At 58.2% G+C, this 18469-nt stretch carries 18 protein-coding genes; 12 read left to right on the top strand and 6 right to left on the bottom strand.

All coding sequences use genetic code 11. The annotated features are described in order from the left end of the window. Position 1: 1 nt before the first annotated feature. A complete protein-coding gene (locus AC6I8T_RS08310; RefSeq protein ID WP_497833699.1) occupies positions 2-1366 on the bottom strand; it encodes a CoA transferase in 1365 nt (454 codons plus the stop codon). A 31-nt stretch (positions 1367-1397) separates the two neighbouring features. Then, complete coding sequence (locus AC6I8T_RS08315) at positions 1398-2282, bottom strand: DMT family transporter (protein ID WP_497833700.1); 885 nt, start codon at positions 2280-2282, stop codon at positions 1398-1400. Between the two features lie 182 nt (positions 2283-2464). On the opposite strand from AC6I8T_RS08315, the gene AC6I8T_RS08320 reads away from it, so the two are divergent. Then, on the top strand, positions 2465-3190 hold the full coding sequence (locus AC6I8T_RS08320) for a glutamine amidotransferase (protein ID WP_021185680.1): 726 nt from the start codon (positions 2465-2467) through the stop codon (positions 3188-3190). Here AC6I8T_RS08320 and AC6I8T_RS08325 read toward each other — a convergent pair. Next, a complete protein-coding gene (locus tag AC6I8T_RS08325) occupies positions 3178-3741 on the bottom strand; it encodes a class I SAM-dependent methyltransferase (protein ID WP_021185681.1) in 564 nt (187 codons plus the stop codon). The two genes, AC6I8T_RS08320 and AC6I8T_RS08325, sit on opposite strands and share 13 nt — an antisense overlap. A 235-nt stretch (positions 3742-3976) precedes the next feature. Between AC6I8T_RS08325 and exaC the strand changes: the two genes are divergently transcribed. The 10 genes from exaC (at position 3977) to glnT (ending at position 15511) form a co-directional block, all read left to right on the top strand. Next, the gene (gene exaC / locus AC6I8T_RS08330) at positions 3977-5497 is read left to right on the top strand and encodes an acetaldehyde dehydrogenase ExaC (RefSeq protein WP_021185683.1); all 1521 of its coding nucleotides are present in this window, start codon (positions 3977-3979) and stop codon (positions 5495-5497) included. Positions 5498-5894: 397 nt separating this feature from the next. Continuing rightward, the gene (locus AC6I8T_RS08335; protein WP_208725282.1) at positions 5895-6782 is read left to right on the top strand and encodes an ABC transporter substrate-binding protein; all 888 of its coding nucleotides are present in this window, start codon (positions 5895-5897) and stop codon (positions 6780-6782) included. Next, complete coding sequence (locus AC6I8T_RS08340) at positions 6779-8413, top strand: FAD-dependent oxidoreductase (RefSeq protein ID WP_497833701.1); 1635 nt, start codon at positions 6779-6781, stop codon at positions 8411-8413. The genes AC6I8T_RS08335 and AC6I8T_RS08340 overlap by 4 nt, the downstream gene beginning before the upstream one ends. Beyond that, the gene (locus AC6I8T_RS08345) at positions 8401-9162 is read left to right on the top strand and encodes an SDR family NAD(P)-dependent oxidoreductase (RefSeq protein WP_021185686.1); all 762 of its coding nucleotides are present in this window, start codon (positions 8401-8403) and stop codon (positions 9160-9162) included. The genes AC6I8T_RS08340 and AC6I8T_RS08345 overlap by 13 nt, the downstream gene beginning before the upstream one ends. Next, positions 9159-9941: an amino acid ABC transporter ATP-binding protein gene (locus tag AC6I8T_RS08350; protein ID WP_302474908.1), complete on the top strand. Its 783-nt coding sequence runs from the start codon at positions 9159-9161 to the stop codon at positions 9939-9941. Before AC6I8T_RS08345 ends, AC6I8T_RS08350 begins: the two co-directional genes overlap by 4 nt. A 67-nt stretch (positions 9942-10008) precedes the next feature. Next, the gene (locus AC6I8T_RS08355; protein ID WP_244634030.1) at positions 10009-10899 is read left to right on the top strand and encodes an amino acid ABC transporter permease; all 891 of its coding nucleotides are present in this window, start codon (positions 10009-10011) and stop codon (positions 10897-10899) included. Further along, complete coding sequence (locus AC6I8T_RS08360; RefSeq protein ID WP_021185689.1) at positions 10899-11969, top strand: LLM class flavin-dependent oxidoreductase; 1071 nt, start codon at positions 10899-10901, stop codon at positions 11967-11969. The genes AC6I8T_RS08355 and AC6I8T_RS08360 overlap by 1 nt, the downstream gene beginning before the upstream one ends. Before the next feature lies 1 nt (position 11970). Further along, the gene (locus tag AC6I8T_RS08365) at positions 11971-13134 is read left to right on the top strand and encodes an aromatic ring-hydroxylating oxygenase subunit alpha (protein WP_208725284.1); all 1164 of its coding nucleotides are present in this window, start codon (positions 11971-11973) and stop codon (positions 13132-13134) included. Positions 13135-13144: 10 nt separating this feature from the next. After that, positions 13145-14131 (top strand): aldo/keto reductase, encoded by a 987-nt coding sequence (locus AC6I8T_RS08370; RefSeq protein ID WP_208725285.1) that lies wholly within the window; start codon positions 13145-13147, stop codon positions 14129-14131. Positions 14132-14143: 12 nt separating this feature from the next. Further along, complete coding sequence (gene glnT / locus AC6I8T_RS08375; RefSeq protein ID WP_021185692.1) at positions 14144-15511, top strand: type III glutamate--ammonia ligase; 1368 nt, start codon at positions 14144-14146, stop codon at positions 15509-15511. A gap of 103 nt (positions 15512-15614) precedes the next feature. Here glnT and AC6I8T_RS08380 read toward each other — a convergent pair whose 3' ends face one another. Further along, the gene (locus AC6I8T_RS08380; RefSeq protein WP_208725286.1) at positions 15615-16235 is read right to left on the bottom strand and encodes a TetR/AcrR family transcriptional regulator; all 621 of its coding nucleotides are present in this window, start codon (positions 16233-16235) and stop codon (positions 15615-15617) included. A 62-nt stretch (positions 16236-16297) separates the two neighbouring features. Here AC6I8T_RS08380 and AC6I8T_RS08385 point away from each other — a divergent pair, with 62 nt between their 5' ends. Then, positions 16298-17299 (top strand): alpha/beta fold hydrolase, encoded by a 1002-nt coding sequence (locus tag AC6I8T_RS08385; RefSeq protein ID WP_497833702.1) that lies wholly within the window; start codon positions 16298-16300, stop codon positions 17297-17299. Here the strand turns inward: AC6I8T_RS08385 and AC6I8T_RS08390 are convergent. Both AC6I8T_RS08390 and AC6I8T_RS08395 read right to left on the bottom strand, forming a co-directional pair. Beyond that, positions 17296-17721 carry a DUF3830 family protein gene (locus AC6I8T_RS08390; RefSeq protein WP_013508755.1) on the bottom strand — a complete coding sequence of 142 codons (426 nt, stop codon included), beginning with the start codon at positions 17719-17721 and terminating at the stop codon, positions 17296-17298. The genes AC6I8T_RS08385 and AC6I8T_RS08390 overlap by 4 nt on opposite strands. A gap of 17 nt (positions 17722-17738) precedes the next feature. After that, positions 17739-18215: a cucumopine synthase-related protein gene (locus AC6I8T_RS08395; RefSeq protein WP_208725288.1), complete on the bottom strand. Its 477-nt coding sequence runs from the start codon at positions 18213-18215 to the stop codon at positions 17739-17741. Positions 18216-18469 lie beyond the last annotated feature (254 nt).

Genomic DNA, 18469 nt, shown 5'->3' on the forward strand with positions numbered 1-18469 from the left:
GTTACCAGCGAGCGGCGCTGCTGCCGAGCGGGACGCCCGGCGTAGCGCACAGCTGCGGCGTGCCGGGCAGGTATGACGCCGCACGCAGCCGCTCACCGATCCCCCAATGGGTGATTTCCAGCGTTGGCAGCACATCATCAGGCTGCGGCGTGATGCCGTTCTGCGTTCCGCTGGGGGCAAAGCCGTGTTGCTGCAACAGCAGAGCGGTGCGCGCCAGCGACAGACGTGCCTGCCAGCCCGTGCCTTTCAGGCGGCGCTGACGTAATCCCTCCAGCACGGCGGCTGCCAGCATATAACCGGTGGCGTGATCCAGCGCCTGCACCGGCAAAGGTGTGGGTTTGGTGCTGCCGCTCCACTGCATCCCCTGATGTGCAATGCCGCAAGCCATCTGCACCAGACTGTCGAAACCGCGTCGGTTACGCCACGGGCCGCGCCAGCCCCAGGCATTCAGGCTGACATCAACCAGTGCCGGCGCGAGTTGCTGGCGAGTGGCGGCATCCAGTCCGAGATTTTCCAGCGCATCGGCGCGATAGCCGTGCACCAGTACATCAGCCTGACTGAGCAGCGTGCGCAACTGATCCAGTCCGACCACACTTTTCAAATCAAGCCGCGCACAGCGTTTGCCGCTGGTGATCTCCTCTTCCAGCGAGGGTTCCAGCCAGTCGGGAGGATCGATGCGCAGCACCTCGGCACCCAGGCTGGCGAGAAAACGTGTGGCGACCGGGCCAGCGATGATGCGCGTCAGATCCAGCACGCGGATGCCCCGTAACGGACGTGCTGCGCTGAGCGGCCAGTCGGGAATCTCTCCGCTCGCGGTGGCTTGTTGCGCGAACAACGGCTCCTGACCTACGGCAATGCCTTGCGCATGCTGCTGCCACTGCTCGACGCTGCGCATCTGTGCAGCGCAACCGCCGGCATCCACCACCGCCTGTTCCAGGGCTGCTGCCGACCAGTTCAGCACTTCAGTTGCCAGTGCCGTGCGATCGCGATGCACACCAAGCACCTTCTCCATCGCCTGGCGGTGATGACTGGCGTTGGTATGCAGGCGGATCCAACCATCACGCGTGGCGTAATCCCCGGCGAACGGATCCCACAATGCCGCCGGTGGGCGGTTAAGCGGTATAAAACTGTGCTGGAACCAGCGCGAGGCCAGACGCACATTGACACTCACCGGAGCCGAACGTCCCAGCAGATCGCTCACCGCCTGGGTCGCCAGTCCAATGCTGGTGGCCGCCAGTTCGCTGACGGCATAGGCCGAAGGGAAGGTGTCGGCCTGAGAAAAGGTGAGGGGCGGCGGGGTATCAGCTGTGCCTCGTAATCCTTGCCACATGTGCTGCCAGAGTGCGGCAGCGAGTTGGTAATCCATGCGAAGCCTCCGGGTCAATCAGAGCGGGATCTTAGCGACGGCGCAGGCGCGGAAAGCGCGCGTGCATCCGCAGATTGCGCAGGTTAATCACCGCAATTGCCGTGCCCAACACCACCAGCGATGCGCCGAGGATCTTAAAACTGTTCAGGCTATCGCCCAGAACCACCACGCCCATCAGCACCGCCAGCACCGGGGTGAGTAGCGAGTAGGGCATTATCAGGTTGACGTTGTACTTTTTCAGCAACGTATACCACAGGGTATAGGCAATGATAGATGAGGCGAGGGCGCTGTAAAGAATCGCAAACCAGCCACGCCAGCCCGCGTGCCCGAGGGCGTAAAATTGTTGCGACTCGGTAAGCCAGGAGGCGACACCCACGATCGGCACGGCCAGAAATGAAATCCAGCCGGTCAGGGTCAAGGGTTTAATCGGCGGCGATTTCTTCACAATCATATTGCTCACCGCCCAGCCGGTGGCGCTGCACAGCAGGATACACAATACCCACCAGGCGGGAATGGTGGGGCTACCGGAGAGCACCACCACGCCGCTTAATGAAATCACGATGCCAAGTAATTGCACCAGGCGTAGCTTCTCTTTCAGTACCACCATCGCCAGCAGCATGGCTATCGGCGTGCCGAGTTGGACCACAATGGCACCGGTGCCGGCGTCGGTGTAGCGCATGCCGACAAACAGCAGCGAGAAGTGCAGAAAGCCAAAGGTGAAGGCCAGCAGCAACAGCCACGGCAACTGCTCACGGGTGATGCGGCAGAAGGGGATCAACATGATCGCCACCACCACAAAACGCATCCAGGTCAGAAACAGTGGCGGAAGTTCCAGCAATCCCCACTTTATCGCCACGTTGTTGAAGGCCCAGATGGATACCACCAGCAGGACCAGAAAAAAATGCCGCACAGCCACAATGTCATCCTTCACGGAAATTCTGTTGTCACCGGCTAATGATGGCATGAAGCGGTGTGGTTGGTGCAGCGCAGGCAAAAATATTTTCTCTCGATGCTTTCCCGCAAAAAATCTACACATTGCAGGCAATTACTGTCAGACTGGTTTTCCGAAACGTGACCTTGCAGAGGACAGTCTTCGGAATGACACAGACCCGCGCTTTACCCCTTGCCCTGATTCAACTTGAAGTACCGCCACCGGCCGTTGTGGCGCAAATCGGTGAACAACCCGTCTGGTTTATTGATGCGCTGGCGCTTCAGCCCGGCGACTATGTGATCGTGCGACCGCACCTCGGTGATGAGTTGCCCGCTTTTGATCGCGTCAGCGGCGCGATCCTCAGTGGCTCCTGGGCGATGGTGACCGACCATGCGGAATGGAGTGAACGCACCGCAGCCTGGATTCGGGCGGCGCTGGAGGCGGAGCTGCCACTGCTGGGGGTTTGCTATGGACATCAACTGATGGCCTATGCGCTGGGTGGTAAAGTTGCGGATAACCCCAATGGCTGGGAACGTGGCCTGAAACCCCTGACCCGCCATGCGCAGGCGGCACAAGATCCCTGGCTGGCAACCCTGCCGGACGATTTTCATGCCTGGCTGTCACATCGTCAGTCGGTGATCACACCACCGGCCCAGGCGCGGGTCCTGGCTTCCTCCGAACTGGATGGCTGCCAGATTCTGCGTTATTCCGCGCAGGCATTATCGGTACAGTTTCACCCTGAATTTACCCGCGGCATCATGACCGCCTGTTTACCGGCAGGCGTGGCGGATGAGGGGAGTGAGCTGACGGGTGAAGACTGGGCGCGGGAACTGCTGCATCGCTTCTGGCAGCAAACGCGGCCACAGCCGCGCGTGCAGGCTCAGGGCGCGTAATGACGGGTGCAGCGATAAACCCAGGCGGGTGGCACGTTTTTTAGCACCCGCTGGCGCTGCCAGGTGAAATAACGGGACAAGCTGGGTTGCGTGAGCGAAGTGTACTGAAATTGTACGAAGACGCCGCGCGGTCCCAGCGCATCATGCACGGCTTGCAGGATGGCGTCTCGGGTCGCTACCGGCAGTGACAGCAGCGGCAGGCCGGAAAAAATCGCATCATATTCACCGGACAGATATTCCGCCGAACAGGCGCGTACCTGCATACGATCATCCGGTAAAGCACGTAACGTCTTCACCAGCTCCGGGCTGATTTCAAACACATCCAGTTGGGCCTGTGGCGACATGCGTTGCAGAATCTGTCGCGTCAGCACCCCATCGCCCGCACCCAATTCAGCAATACGAAGGCTACGATCCCAGTTAACCGCATCGGTCATGGTTCGACATAATGCCGCGGAGGAGGGCGTGATGCTGCCCATTTTGCGGGGGTTGCGAATGAACTGATGAACAAAATTTGCTTTGGCGCGCATTAACGTCAGGGCTGAAGCCAACATCTCTTTCTCCTGGTTAGTGTCCTGCTTCATATTGACCCTATTTATCGGACATGTTCCGCTTTTTACTGCATAACCGGCAAAAGTCGGAATTTTCCAGGCAGCAAACCGGCGCGATTTATCGCGCGGTGTCACAGTTTCCCACCGGCAGATCTGACAGCGTGCTATTGATCGATCAATGTTAATAATAAGTTTCGCAGTTGTTACACACAACCTCTGTCCCGCAAGGAGAAACATCATGCGTTACGCTGCACCTGGAGAACAAGGTTCTCTGATTAGACTCCAAAAACGCTATGGCAACTTTATCAACGGTGAGTTTGTGGCACCGGTGAACGGTAACTACTTCGTCAACACCTCGCCGATTAATGCCTCGTCGATTGGCGAGTTTCCGCGCTCCGACCGTGAGGATATTGATAATGCTGTCGCTGCCGCCCATGCCGCCGCAGAGGCCTGGGGCAAAACCTCCCCGCAGGCACGTTCCCTGGTACTGTTGAAGATCGCCGATCGGCTGGAGGAAAACCTCGAATATCTGGCGGTGAATGAAACCTGGGATAACGGTAAACCGGTGCGTGAAACCCTCGCTGCCGATATGCCGCTGGCGGTGGACCATTTCCGCTATTTCGCCGGTTGTGTGCGCGCACAGGAAGGCACCGCTTCGGAGATTGATGAGTTCACGGCGTCTTACCACTTCCACGAGCCGCTGGGCGTGGTAGGGCAGATTATCCCGTGGAATTTCCCGTTGCTGATGGCTGCGTGGAAACTGGCTCCGGCACTTGGGGCGGGTAACTGCGTGGTGCTGAAACCGGCAGAACAGACGCCGCTATCCATCACCCTGTTCCTTGATTTGATCAAAGACCTGGTCCCGCCGGGAGTGATCAATGTGGTGCATGGCTACGGTAAAGAAGCCGGTGAAGCGCTGGCATCGCACCCGGGTATCGCCAAAATCGCCTTTACCGGTTCAACCGCCACCGGTGGCCATATTCTTGAGCTGGCGGCGAAAAGCCTGATCCCGTCCACCGTCGAACTGGGCGGTAAATCACCCAATATCTTCTTCGAAGATATTATGCAGGCCGAGGAGAGCTTTATTGAGAAAGCGGCGGAAGGGGTGGTGCTGGGCTTCCTTAATCAGGGCGAAGTCTGTACCTGCCCGTCACGCGCGCTGGTACAGGAATCGATTTTCGAACCCTTTATGGCGGCGGTGATGAAACGCATCAAAACCATTAAACGTGGCAACCCGCTCGACACCGAAACCATGATCGGTGCACAGGCGTCACAGCAGCAGTTCGACAAAATCCTCTCCTATCTGGAAATTGCCCAACGTGAGGGGGCTGAGGTGCTGCACGGCGGTGGCATCGAGAGTGTCGGAGAAGAGTTCGCCAGCGGTTACTATATTCAGCCGACGCTGCTGAAAGGCAGCAACAGCATGCGGGTGTTTCAGGAAGAAATCTTTGGCCCGGTGGTCGGCATCCTGACCTTTAAAGATGAAGCGGAAGCTATCGCCTTAGCCAATGATTCCATGTATGGCCTGGGTGCGGGCGTCTGGACACGCGATATCAACCGGGCTTACCGGATGGGACGCGCGATTAAAGCCGGCCGCGTCTGGACCAACTGTTATCATCTCTACCCGGCACATGCGGCGTTTGGCGGCTACAAAAAATCGGGAATTGGCCGTGAAACCCACAAAATGATGCTCGATCATTATCAGCAAACCAAAAACCTGCTGGTGAGTTACAGCACCCAACCACTCGGTTTCTTCTGATGAAGCTGGCAGCGGGGTTACCCGCTGCCATTTCCCCACGCTCCCGTAGCGGCGCGATTTATCGCGCGTTTTGTCCCCCGCACTGCACACCAAATTGCACGATAAATCGTGCCGCTACAATTTATCCCCCCTGGCGGCGCTGATCGCACCGCGGTGTTTTTTTGCACCATCAGCTCACTTTATGCACTCCGTTGGTGATTCTCTGTTCAACGTGCCAGGCCGCACCCGCTGCCGTCTCACGCCTCATCCCTTGTGCTCTCTGCTCTCATGATTAATTAATCAGTTATTTAAAAACTGGCATAACGCTTGCAATTCTTCCTGCGCACCGTCTTCCTTTTTTGCTTTTTTAAATCATCAGGGTCTTCAGGCATCGCGCCTTTCTACTGGAGTTAAAAGCATGAGAATGAAAAGTCTGGTTGTTGCTGCATCGCTGTTGGTTTCTGCACTGACGCAATTTTCCACGCAGGCCGCCGATGCGCCACTCAAAATGCATGCCTCCCTGCATGCGCAGTTACCCGAAAAAATCCGTAGCAGCAAAACCCTCAATCTGGTCACTGATGCTCACTACCCGCCGTGCGAATCCTTCGCGGAAGACAATAAAACCATGGTCGGCTTTGAGCCGGACCTGTGGGACGCGATCGGCCAGGTGCTGGGTATCAAAGTCAAACCGGTTTCGATCGATTTCGCCGGGCTGATACCGGGCGTAAAAAGCGGTCGTTATGACGTGGCAATGGAGTGTATCTCCGACAGCGCCGAACGTGAAAAGCAGGTGTCGTTTGTTAACTACGCCTACGCCACCAGCGAGGTGTATACGCTGGCGACCGAAAAATCCATCACCAACGATCCGCTGACCCTGTGCGGCCTGAAAGTGGGCGTGCAAACCGGTACCGATTTCGAAAAAGCCATCAGCGAGATCTACACCCCGAACTGCACCAAAAACGGCAAACCGGCGATCGAACAGGTGACGCTGCCGTCGGCTGATGCGGTCCTGCTCGGTCTCTATTCGGGCCGGGTGGATTTTGTGTTGAACGATGCCGCCTCGGTGGATGACATCAAGCAAAAAGCCCCGCATCCCATTCGCACCGTGCAGATGCCACTGATGCCGAAATACTACCTCGGTATTGTGGTGGCGAAAGAGAACACCCAACTGGCGGAGGTGCTGCTGAAGGCGCTTAACGTGCTGCATGAAACCGGCACCTACGACAAGATCATGGAGAAGTGGGATCTGGAGGCGATGAAGCTGGATAAACCCGGCATCAACCTCACCAGCACACAGCCATTATGAGTGGGGGTCGCCAGTGTGATGTGCTGGTGATCGGTTCCGGTGGTGCGGCGCTAAGCGCCGCACTGCGGGCGGCGGTGGGCGGTTTGTCGGTACTGGTGCTGGAAAAAAGCGCCTGGTTGGGCGGCACCACAGCGATGTCTGGCGGGGCCACCTGGGTGCCAGCCAACCATCACGCCCTGGCCGCCGGCCTGGCCGATTCATCACAAGAGGTGCTCGATTATCTGCGTGCCAGTGCGCCTGAAGGTTGGCAGGCGAGCGAGGACACGCTCTGGCAGGCGCTGGCGCAGCAAGCTCCGTTGATGCTGGCGTTTGTCGAGCAGCACAGCGCATTGCGTTTCGCCCTGACGCCAGAGGGCGATCCACTGTGGCCGCTGCCGGGAGCCAAACAGCAGGGGCGGATGCTGGCACCCATGCCGTTGCAACCGCAACGTCCGTGGCGCTTACGTCCCACGCCGTTACCGCGCCTGTTTTCCTACCACGAACTGCTGACGAGTGACCTCTGGCATCAGCCGATACGGACGTATCTGCGCGCGTTGCCGCGTCTGCTCCGGCGACAGTGGCGTGGGGAACTGACCAAAGGCGCGGCGCTGGTGGCCGGGTTGCTTGATGGCTGTCAGGCGGCGGGCTGCGAGTTTATCACTGAGGCAGCGGTGCAGGGCTTACTGATGCGCGGTAGCCATCAGGTCACGGGCGTACGTTACCGGCATCAGGGCGAGGAACGGGAGATTGAGGCGCGTTGTGGCGTAGTGATCGCCAGCGGCGGTTTCGAGTGGGATGCGCAGCAACGGCAGCAGCATTTCCCAGGTCCGTATGATTTTATCGCCAGCCCCCGCGATAACAGCGGTGATGGGCAGCGTATGGCGGAAAGCGCAGGTGCGCAGTTGGCGCATATGGATCAGGCCAATATCGGGGGCGGTATACCCGCCGCGCCAGGCCAGCCGTGGAGCGGGTTGTCTGTTTTCTTCCATTACGAACCCAACGCCATTCTGGTCGATCGCCACGGTCAGCGTTTCACCAATGAATTTGTTTTTAACCTCGGTGCGGCGCTGGATGCGCGTGATGCGCAGGGGTTGCCGCGCCATCTGCCGGTCTGGCTGATCAGCGACGCTCGTTTGCTACGCCGGGCACCGCTGCTGCGTTACTACCGCTGGCGTACACCGGGTTGGCTGCGGCAGGCCGCGACGCTGACGCAACTGGCGCAACAACTGGCATTGCCTGCGGGTGCACTGGAGGCCAGCGTGGCGCGGTTTAACCACAGTTGCGCCCGGGGCATTGATGAAGATTTTTCCCGTCATCTGAGTGCTGCGCATGGCAAAGCTGACCGGCGCTTGCAGGGGGGATTAGCGGCGATCTGCCATGCCCCGTTTATCGCCATACCGTTCAACCGCACCTTCCTTGCCACCAAAGGCGGGCCGCGTACCGATGCCAGCGGTAATGTGCTGCATCGCGATGGTCGGCCACTGGCGGGCTTGTATTGTGCCGGGGCGGCGATGGCTAATCCGATCGGCAGCAAAGCGGTCAGCGCAGGCACCACGCTCGGGCCCAACCTGACCTGGGGCTATATCTGCGGTTCGTCGCTGCTGGCACGCCGTCAGGCATTAACCGAGGAGGCAAGATTATGCACAGCGTAAAAACCGCGCTGATTACCGGCGGTTCACGCGGTGTCGGCCTGTGTATTGCCCGCGAACTGGCGCGGCAGGGCTATGCCATCGCGCTGCTGGTGCGCAGCGATGTCGAGGCGGCGCAACACGCGGTGGACAAACTGACGGCGCAGGGGGCGCGGGCGGCTTTCTGGCGGGTCGATATCACCGATCGCCCGGCGGTGCAGCAGGTTCTCGACGAGGTGGTCAACGTGCTTGGCGCACCGAGTCTGCTGGTCAATAACGCCGGATCAACTGCGGCGGCTCCGTTGCTGGAACTGCGCGATGAACAGTGGCAGCAGGTGCTGAATACCCAGCTAACCGGCACCTTTGTGATGAGTGTCGAAACGGTGCGGCGCATGGCACCCGGTGGAGTGATTATCAATATCGCCGGTGCGTCTGCCCATCGTTGCTACCCCAATGCGGGTGCCTTTGGTCCGTCGAAGGCGGGCGTGGTGAATCTGACGGCGCAAATGTCGATTGAATGGGCACCTCGCGGTATCCGCGTGTGCGGCATCAGTCCGGGACCGATTCGTGACCCGGATAGTCACTGGGCTACCCAGGAGCCACTGCTGGCGCAGGAGGTGGCGCGCTTGCCACTGCAACGTCCGGTCAGCAGTGATGAGGTGGCGCGCAGCGTGGCATTTCTGGCCACCACGGCCTCTTTCACCGGCCAGATGCTGATCCTCGACAGCGGTGGCCTGAATACCTGGTACATGACCGAACAGGAGGCGAGATGAGCAAAACGCTGATGGTGGATGCGCAGCAGGTCACCAAATCGTTTCACGGCGTGGAGATCCTCAAAGGGGTGGATCTCAGCGTTGAACAAGGCGAGGTGGTGTGTCTGATTGGCCCCTCCGGCTCGGGAAAATCCACCTTCCTGCGCTGTATCAATCACCTGGAAAAGATTGACGGCGGTGAGCTGTGGGTCAATGGCGGTATGGTCGGCTACCGATTGCAGGGGGAAAAGTTGTACGAACTGAAGGAGGCTGAGGTGGCGCGTAACCGCGTCAATATTGGCATGGTGTTTCAGCGCTTTAATCTGTTCGGCCATATGACGGCGCTGGAAAACGTGATGGAAGCGCCGATGACGGTAAAAAAAGTGCCGCGCGCCCAGGCGATGGCGGAGGCCAAAGCGCTGCTGGATCGCGTCGGGCTCAGCCATCGTTACCATTCGCGTCCGGCGGCGCTGTCGGGTGGTCAGCAGCAGCGGGTGGCGATTGCACGGGCGATGGCGATGAAGCCGTCGCTGATGCTGTTTGATGAACCCACCAGCGCGCTCGATCCTGAGCTGGTGGGGGAAGTGCTGGCGGTGATGCGCGATCTGGCGCGTGACGGTATGACGATGGTGATTGTCACCCATGAGATGGGTTTTGCGCGTGATGTCGCCAATCGTGTCGCGTTTATGGACAACGGCGCAATCATTGAAGTGGCGGAATCTAAACACTTTTTTTCCGCACCACGCCATCCCCGTACCCGAGATTTTCTCGCCCGAGTGCAGGCAGTGAGCACCGAATGATTGACAGATGCGCAGGCAGACTGTAGATCTTAATTAATCAGTTAATTAAATTTGTCCGGTTAAAACGATGAAGAGAACGCTGATGACGGATAAAACCCTGACTTCCCCGCTGAATGCCACGCGCACACCAGCGGATCATGGCCGCCATGTGGTGGCACAGCGCTATCCCGGTCGCTGGATCTCCGCACTGGTGCTGGCGGTGCTGCTGGCGCTGGTAGCGCATTCGATGATCACCAACCCTAATTTCGCCTGGGCGACGGTGGGTAAATACCTGTTCTCACCCACCATCCTGCTCGGTCTGTGGACCACCTTCTGGCTGACGCTGGTGATCATGGTGCTGGCGATTGTACTCAGCGTGCTGCTGGCGGTGATGCGCCTCTCCAGTAACCCGCTGCTGGTGGGTTTCAGCCGCGGCTGGATTTGGTTCTTTCGCGGCACGCCGGTGCTGGTGCAGCTGATTTTCTGGTACAACCTCGCGGCGCTCTATCCGCAGGTCAGCCTGGGGATCCCCGGCCTGTTTACCCTGTGGAGCGGGAGCACCAACGATTTGATCACTCCGCTGGCCGCAGCGATTCTCGGCCTTGGACTGAATGAGTCGGCCTATATGGCGGAGATCATCCGTGCCGGGATCTCCTCGGTGGATGATGGCCAGCAGGAGGCCGCCCGGGCGCTGGGTATGACACGCGGCCAGTATCTGAAGCGGGTGATCCTGCCGCAGGCCATCCCGTTCATCATTCCACCCACCGGCAACCAGGTGATTGGCATGTTGAAAACCACCTCGTTGGTGAGCGTGATTTCGCTCTCGGATTTGCTCTACTCGGCGCAGGCGATCTACTCACGCACATACGAAAACATCCCGCTGCTGATTGTTGCCTGTATCTGGTATCTCGCCGCCACCACCGTGCTTAGTCTGGTGCAGGCGCGTGTGGAACATCACTATCGCTGGACAAGGGGTTAATGATGCAACTCGGTCTGTTCAACCTGATGTCGTATAAAGACAACCCGCGCGGTGTACAGGGGGTGATTGAGGATATGCGCAGCATGGTGCTGCTGGCGGAGGAGATCGGCTTCGATACCGCGTGGTTTGCCGAGCATCACTTCACCAACTACTCGCTCAGCGTATCGCCGCTGATGCTGGTGGCACATATGGCCGGTTATGCGCGGCGTATCCGCTTGGGTACGGCGGTGGTGGTATTGCCGTTGTACCAGCCGATGCGTATTGCGCAGGAGATTGCGCTGGTCGATCGCCTGACGGAAGGGCGGCTGGTGCTGGGTATAGGCAGCGGTTATCAGGCGTGGGAATTTGACCGCTATGGACTGGATGTAGAAACCCGTGGTCAGCAACTACTGGCGCACTGGCAGTTTATCAGCGATGCCCTGACCCAGGGCTATACCCACTCGCCAGACCGTTTTGGTCAGCCGCTGCGTACCGATTTTCTGCTCGACACGTTGCAGAAACCCTTACCGCCGCTGTACCTCACCTCATCCAATCCGCAACTGATTGCGCAGTTTCAGCGCTGGCAGGCGACGCCGTTTTTTACTGCGGGTTATCGCGGCACTCACAAATTGCAGCAGATGGTGGCCGATGCGCGTCTCGGCTGGCAGCAGGCGGGCCTCGACGCGGCGATGCCGGTGGCGGTGCAGCAATATATCCACGTTTGTGACAACCGCCAGCAGGCCCATGCCGCAGCGGAACGCGCGCTGTTTGTCGCGCGCATGATCGCGGCGTTGCGCGAGAACACCAGCGTCAGCGAGCAGGCGTTTATCCACGCGCCAGCGTTAGCAGATGAACCTTCGCTGGAGACGGTGAGCAATAACCTGATGATTGGCGATGCGGAAACCGTCGCTGAGCGCATGCTGGCGGAGATCCGCACCCTCCGTCCCAGCCACTACAACTGTTTCTTCCAGTTTGGCGATATGCCGATTGCTGATGCGCGTCGTTCGCTGACGCTGTTTGGCGAGCGGGTCGTGCCGCTGCTGGAAAAAGAGCTTGGTCCATTGACCTTTCGTACCGCCAGAGGAGAGTGAAATGTATCGCGAGAAGATTGATGTGGTGTTTGATGACGGTGACAGCATTCTGCAACGGATGCTGGAGCAGCAACGCCATGATGCCAGCCGTGCAGAAACCCTGCCGCCAGAAGCCTATAACAGCGACAGTTTTTTCCGTCTCGAAGAAGACAAAGTGTTCCGCCAGGACTGGTTATTTGTCGGCCATGAGTCGCAAATTGCTAACCTGAATGATTTCTTCACGCTGGATGTGGTGGGCGAGCCGTTACTGATTTTGCGGAACGACGCTGGCATTGCGGTGTTCTCCAACGTTTGTCTGCATCGCTGGGCGCCGATTGCGCACGGCAGCGGCAACAGCCGTTCATTTATCTGTCCATTCCACAACTGGACCTACAACACCCACGGCAAGCTGAGTGGCGCGCCATCCATGAATCAGGCGCAGGACTTTGACCGTCAGCAGTGCAGCCTGCCGAAGATCCGCCATGAGGTGGTGTTCGGCATGATCTTTGTCACCTTCAACGCCGATGCCCAGCCGCTGGCACCCCGGCTGGCACCGCTCACCGAACGTTTTCAACGCTACCACGTCGCCGATCTGGTAACCGCTTACACGCTGGATTACGACTGTCCGTACAACTGGAAAATGGCGATCGAAACGTTTATGGAGTGCTACCACCATGCGGCGGTGCATCGCACCACGCTGGAGGATAGCTTTCCCGGTCGACTCAGTTCGATCATTGATGAAGGCCCGGGCTGGACCATCTGTCATCAGCCGCTGCGGAAAAACGGTGAACTGAGCGAGATCCTGACCGCCGGTCTGGAACCGTTCAGTGGCCTGAGCGACGAGCAGATGCGCTTCAGTGAATTGCTGCTGCTGTTTCCCAACTGCCTGATCTCACTGAATCCGGATCGTCTCTCCATCAGTGCCATTCTGCCGGTGTCGCCACATGCTACTCGCTGGCACCGCGTGGTGCTGGTATCGCAGGCGTCTGCGGCGCGGGAGGATTTTCCTCAGACCGCCGCGACGATGAAGCAGGGCAGCCTGGCGATTATCGATGAAGACCAGTGGATCAACGCCGAGCAGCAGCGCGGTAGCCGTTCCCGTCTCGCACGTCCGGGACGCCTGAGCCACCTCGAAACCACCGTCTGGCATCTGGCCAATTACCTGAAAATCCGCATGGCGGAGTGAGGAGCAGGCAATGCGTTATCTGAAGCTGGGACACTCCGGCCTGGATGTCTCTGCGCTCTGTCTGGGGACGGTGACCTATGCGCCACCGGCGCGCAGTGGCCGGAGCTGGACGCTGGATGAAGCCGCCAGCCGCGAACTGATCCGTGCCGCGCTGGAGCAGGGCATCAACTTTTTCGACAGCGCCAATATCTATGCCAAAGGGGCGAGTGAAGAGATCCTTGGTCGTGCGCTGCGTGATTTCGCCTCCCGCGATGAAGTGGTGATCACCAGCAAACTGTATAACCCAATGCGCAGTGGACCAAACAGCAAGGGGTTGTCGCGTAAGGCGATTATGCAGGAGTGCGATCACAGCCTGCGCCGACTCGGCACCGATTACATCGACTTGTATGAAATCCACCGCTGGGATAATGACACGCCGATTGAAGAGACGCTGGAGGCGCTCAACGACCTGGTGAAGGCTGGCAAGGTGCGTTACCTCGGAGCGTCGTCCATGTTCGCATGGCAGTTCAGCAAGGCGCTGCAAATCCAGAAGTACGAACGCTGGAGCCGTTTTATCGCCATGCAGAACCACCTCAACCTGATCTATCGCGAAGAAGAACGCGAAATGCTGGCGCTGTGTCAGGCGGAAGGGGTCGCGGTGACGCCCTGGAGCCCACTGGCGCGCGGACGGCTGGCCCGCCCGGTGGAGGCGGCGAAGTCGAGTACGCGTGGTGCCGACGACAGCTATACCGATTTTCTCTATGCCGCGACTGAGCACGCCGATAGCGCGGTGATCCGCGCGGTGGAGCAGGTAGCGCAGGCGCGTGGCGTGCCGATGGCACAGGTGGCGCTGGCATGGATCTACAGCCGTCCGGCGGTGGTGGCGGCCGTGATTGGAGCCACCCGTCCCCTGCATTTGAGCGACGCACTGGCGGCGCTGGATCTGACGTTAAGCGCTGACGAAATCGCCGCGCTCGACGCCCCATATATTCCCCATTCTATTGTTGAACATGACTAAGGCAGGGCACCAATGAAAAGCGCAGCACAGATCGCCGAGATCAAACAGGCCCTGATGGCTAAAGGGGTGGAGTACTGCATGGGCGCGTACGTGGACATTCACGGTGTCCCCAAGGGTAAAGTGGTGCCGATTGGTCATCTGGATCAGATGGCACAGGGTTCCGAACGTTACACCGGCTATGCGCTGGACGGTCTGGGTCAGTCGCCGCACGAAGATGAACTGACCTCGGTGCCGGATCTCGACCACATCATCCAGTTACCCTGGGAACCGAAGATTGCGTGGATGCCCGCCGATAACCACTTTCAGGGCGAACCCTATGCGCTCAGCACGCGGGTGGCGTTGCAGAACGTGATTAAACAGGCTAACGCCCTGGGTTTTGGGTTTAACCTCGGCATCGAGTGCGAAATTTATTTGTTGAAGCGGGAACAGGATGGTCGGCTGGTGGTGCCGGAACCGGATAACAAACTCAACAAGCCCTGCTACGACTTGCAGGGCTTCGTGGACCAGTTTGGCTGGCTGGATGAGGTTTCCTCCACCATCAACGCGCTGGGCTGGGATCTCTATTCGCTTGACCACGAAGATGGCAACTCGCAATACGAGTTCGACTTCAACTACGCCGATGCGCTGACCACCTGCGATCGTTTTATCTTCTTCCGCTTTATGGCGAAGCATTACGCCAAACAGCGCGGGCTGATCGCCACCACCATGCCGAAGCCGTTCGCCGATAAAACCGGCACCGGCGCGCACTTCAATATGTCGCTGTATGACATCAATACCGGTGCCAACGTGTTTAAACGCGACGCCAGCAGCGCGGATGATCCCTGGGGCCTGGGCCTGAGTGATACCGGTTATCACTTTATCGGCGGGCTGTTGAAGCATGGCCGTGCGCTGTGCGCTGCCTTTGCCCCGACGGTCAACAGCTACAAACGTCTGGTACGCCAGGGGGCGATGAGCTACTTCTCGTGGGCACCGGTGTTTAACTCCTGGGGTTCCAATAACCGCACCAACGCGGTACGCGTCCCGGCCGGTGGTGGCCGTTGTGAATCGCGTAATGCCGATGGCGCGGTCAATCCCTATCTGGCGGCCACGCTGGCGTTAGCTGCCGGGCTGGAAGGTATTCGCGAGAAGATCGATCCGCGTCAGCCGAATGAAGACAATCTGTATGCCATCAGCGAAGCGGAGCGCCGCGCGCGTGGCATCGATTTTCTGCCGCAAAACTTGCTGGAAGCGGTGGAAGCCTTTGATGCCGACCCGTTTGTCGCTGCGACGCTGGGTGAAGCGCTGAAAAAAGAGTTTATTCACTACAAGTTGCAGGAGTGGAACAGCTATCACCTGCATGTCAGCCAGTGGGAAATTGATCGCTACAGCACCATTTTTTAATGGTTTATCGGTAACCCGCACGACATTGCGCGATGAATCGCGCCGCTACACATCATGAACATCCCGTAGCGGCGCGATTTATCGCGCGGATTTAACCGGCAACTCAGGCATCGAGCTTTTCAAACACAAAATTGCGCATCACGTTGATGGCCTGTTTGTATTTGAAATTGGGGAACATCACATTACGGAACAGCACGCCATCAAGGTAGGTGGAGATCAGCATCGCCATATCTCCCGGGTTCACCTCACGGAACAACCCGCTGGCGATCCCCTCTTTGATGGTGTTCTTCAGAATCACCGATTCCTTTTCGTAGAACTTTTTAATCGCTTTATCAATGCTGGCGATGCGGCCATTGGTGCTGGAGTAATCCAGACTGATTTTGGCCAGTTTTTGCAACAGATGGAACTGGAGGATGTGGATCTCAATCCACAGAAAAATCAGGTCGCGCGGCCCGTTGGCGCTGGCTTTGATGTCGTCAAACTGCACAAAGGCACGCTCCACCGCGGACTCAATCACCTTGATAAACAGGTCTTCTTTTGAGCCGAAGTAGTAATAAATCAGCGCCGAGTTCAGCCCGGTAGCGGTGGCGATATCTTTAATTCGTACCGACGAATAGTTCTGGGTGGCGAACAAATCAAAGGCTGAGGATTGCAACAACTCGGCGACGTCGCGCTGGGTTTTACGCAGTTTCTTGCCAGGTTCAGCGGCTGGAGTTTCCTTCATGGCGACATCCTTATGAAATTAACTAATTAATTAACTTTACCATATTGAGTCAGGAGAACGGCATGGGTTTATGCGCTTTTTATACGCCCGGCGATCTGCCGCTGGCAAGCGGAGAAACGTTGCGTGAGACGGCCATTGGTTATCAGACCTTTGGTCAGCTTAACGCTGCACGCGACAATGCAGTGGTGATCTTTAGCTACTACAGCGGCACCCATGAACGTTATTTACCGTTGATTGGCGCAGGAAAAACGCTCGACCCGACGCACTGGTTTATTGTGTTGGTGAATAAACTCGGTAATGGCGTATCCAGCTCGCCTTCTAACTCACGTTTGCAGCCGGGAGCGGCTTTTCCATCGGTGACGCTGGTCGATAACCTGCGGGCGCAGGAGCGGCTGCTGTTTGACCATCTCGCCATTAACCGCATCGCGCTGGCGTATGGCTGGTCGATGGGGGCGATGCAGGCCTGGCATCTGGCGGTGGCGCGACCACAACAGGTGCGGGCGCTGCTGGCGGTGTGCGGTTCGGCGCGCTGTTGGCCGAATAATCAGGTGTTTCTTGAGGGGGTTCGGGCCGCGCTGCGTTGCGATGCGCAGTTTGCCGACGGCCACTATGTCGAGCCTCCGTTACGCGGGCTGGCGGCATTTGGTCGCGTCTATGCCGGCTGGGCCTATTCTGCTGCGTTTTTTCGTGAAGCGCGTTGGCGCGATCTCGGCTTCGACTCGCTGGAGGCGCTGCTGGTGGACTGGGAGCGGGATCATCAGGCGCTGGATGCCAATGATCTATTGTGCGCCCTGCACAGTTGGTATCACGCCGATGTTGGTGTGCTGGCAAACGGAGACTGGCGTGCGGCGCTGGCGCGTATCCGCGCGCGTTGCATCGTGATGCCGTGCGACAGCGATCGTTATTTTACGGTGGAAGAGGCGGCACTGGAGGTAGCGGAATTAGGTCAGGGTGAGTTACGCACTCTCGTTTCACCTTACGGACATTGTGCCGGCGCGCCCGCGCGCTTTGCGGCCGCGTCGGCACAGATTGACAGCGCCATGCAGGCGCTGCTCAACCCTTAATCAATGATGCTCAGCTCGACAGTACGTCCCTGATCAAACCAGGTTTCCAGGCCGGTGACGCGCAGTTCGAGCTTGCCTTCAATCACCTGACCGATATAGGAAATCGGCAGCGGCTCGTCAGCGGTATCGTCGCCGTACACCACACACATCTGCTGGCGCGGGCTGTAGTAACATACCGCGCCGGTCACTTCGCCGTACTGTTCACGGCGCAGTTTGCCAACATCCTGCGTCAGATATTTGTTTTCCCACGGGGCGACGATCGGCAGGGTGAAAAACACCATGTCGCCAATCAACTTGCCGTGTTGCAGCACGCTTTTCAGCGGCAGCTTTTCACGCAACACTTTCGCCAGGTTGGGGACTTTGTCTTCCCACACCTCAATCACACAAATCTTCTTATCGGCAACATGCATAGCCAGTTTCATGATCTTCTCTCTCCCAATCAGGCGTTGACGCGACGAAAACCGTCCCCGAGACCCCAGGGAAGAATGAAATCGACCCACATATGCAGGCGGTTGGCCCAGGAGAGGGCGCTGTGCGACAGACGAACCAGGTCGCTCAGGGTTTCACATTCACCCGCCACCTCGACATAAGTGTGCAGCATTCGGGCCGCATCCGGCAGGCTGACGAAATCAAAGAAGTTAGCTTTGTAACCCATGATCTCTTTGATCAGCAGTTGCAGGGTTTTTAGATCGGCCTCCGGGTTGTCCTCGCCGACGCGAATCAGCCCCCACAACATCTCATCGGCTAGCGTACGGGTTTCCCCTTCGGCGAAGATGATGGTGCTGAGGTACTGACCACGGGAACCGGTACCGCGTGGTACTTCACCCTTACCGAGTGCGGCAATTTCTGCCGGTTGTTCAAACCAGATCTTTTCGCGCTGCGCGTCAAACAGCGCTATCGCTTCATCGACCGTCATAACGTTCTCCTGGTGTTGGCGTGAATGTGGCGGTTGCCACGAATTTAATTAATCAGATAATTAAAAGTGAGCAATTTTTGTGCCATGCGGGGAATAAAAATTAATCAGTTAATTAATAGTGGGTTAGGTAAAAAACCGCGCAGGGAGAGGTTTCAGGCGACGTGAGGCTGTTGTATCGCAGTGCAGATTGCACCATTTCGTAGCGGCGCGATTTATCGCGCAATATTTGTGGCTCGTTGCCAACACGCGCGATA

The sequence above is a fragment of the Pantoea sp. X-Soil-OKNW-556 genome (assembly GCF_059730695.1).

Coding starts and splice junctions, on each gene's coding strand:
- AC6I8T_RS08310 (WP_497833699.1), bottom strand. CDS start 1,366: ATGGATTACCAACTCGCTGCCGCACTCTGGCAGCACATGTGGCAAGGA.
- AC6I8T_RS08320 (WP_021185680.1), top strand. CDS start 2,465: ATGACACAGACCCGCGCTTTACCCCTTGCCCTGATTCAACTTGAAGTA.
- AC6I8T_RS08325 (WP_021185681.1), bottom strand. CDS start 3,741: ATGTTGGCTTCAGCCCTGACGTTAATGCGCGCCAAAGCAAATTTTGTT.
- exaC (WP_021185683.1), top strand. CDS start 3,977: ATGCGTTACGCTGCACCTGGAGAACAAGGTTCTCTGATTAGACTCCAA.
- AC6I8T_RS08335 (WP_208725282.1), top strand. CDS start 5,895: ATGAGAATGAAAAGTCTGGTTGTTGCTGCATCGCTGTTGGTTTCTGCA.
- AC6I8T_RS08340 (WP_497833701.1), top strand. CDS start 6,779: ATGAGTGGGGGTCGCCAGTGTGATGTGCTGGTGATCGGTTCCGGTGGT.
- AC6I8T_RS08345 (WP_021185686.1), top strand. CDS start 8,401: ATGCACAGCGTAAAAACCGCGCTGATTACCGGCGGTTCACGCGGTGTC.
- AC6I8T_RS08350 (WP_302474908.1), top strand. CDS start 9,159: ATGAGCAAAACGCTGATGGTGGATGCGCAGCAGGTCACCAAATCGTTT.
- AC6I8T_RS08355 (WP_244634030.1), top strand. CDS start 10,009: ATGAAGAGAACGCTGATGACGGATAAAACCCTGACTTCCCCGCTGAAT.
- AC6I8T_RS08360 (WP_021185689.1), top strand. CDS start 10,899: ATGATGCAACTCGGTCTGTTCAACCTGATGTCGTATAAAGACAACCCG.
- AC6I8T_RS08365 (WP_208725284.1), top strand. CDS start 11,971: ATGTATCGCGAGAAGATTGATGTGGTGTTTGATGACGGTGACAGCATT.
- AC6I8T_RS08370 (WP_208725285.1), top strand. CDS start 13,145: ATGCGTTATCTGAAGCTGGGACACTCCGGCCTGGATGTCTCTGCGCTC.
- glnT (WP_021185692.1), top strand. CDS start 14,144: ATGAAAAGCGCAGCACAGATCGCCGAGATCAAACAGGCCCTGATGGCT.
- AC6I8T_RS08380 (WP_208725286.1), bottom strand. CDS start 16,235: ATGAAGGAAACTCCAGCCGCTGAACCTGGCAAGAAACTGCGTAAAACC.
- AC6I8T_RS08385 (WP_497833702.1), top strand. CDS start 16,298: ATGGGTTTATGCGCTTTTTATACGCCCGGCGATCTGCCGCTGGCAAGC.
- AC6I8T_RS08390 (WP_013508755.1), bottom strand. CDS start 17,721: ATGAAACTGGCTATGCATGTTGCCGATAAGAAGATTTGTGTGATTGAG.
- AC6I8T_RS08395 (WP_208725288.1), bottom strand. CDS start 18,215: ATGACGGTCGATGAAGCGATAGCGCTGTTTGACGCGCAGCGCGAAAAG.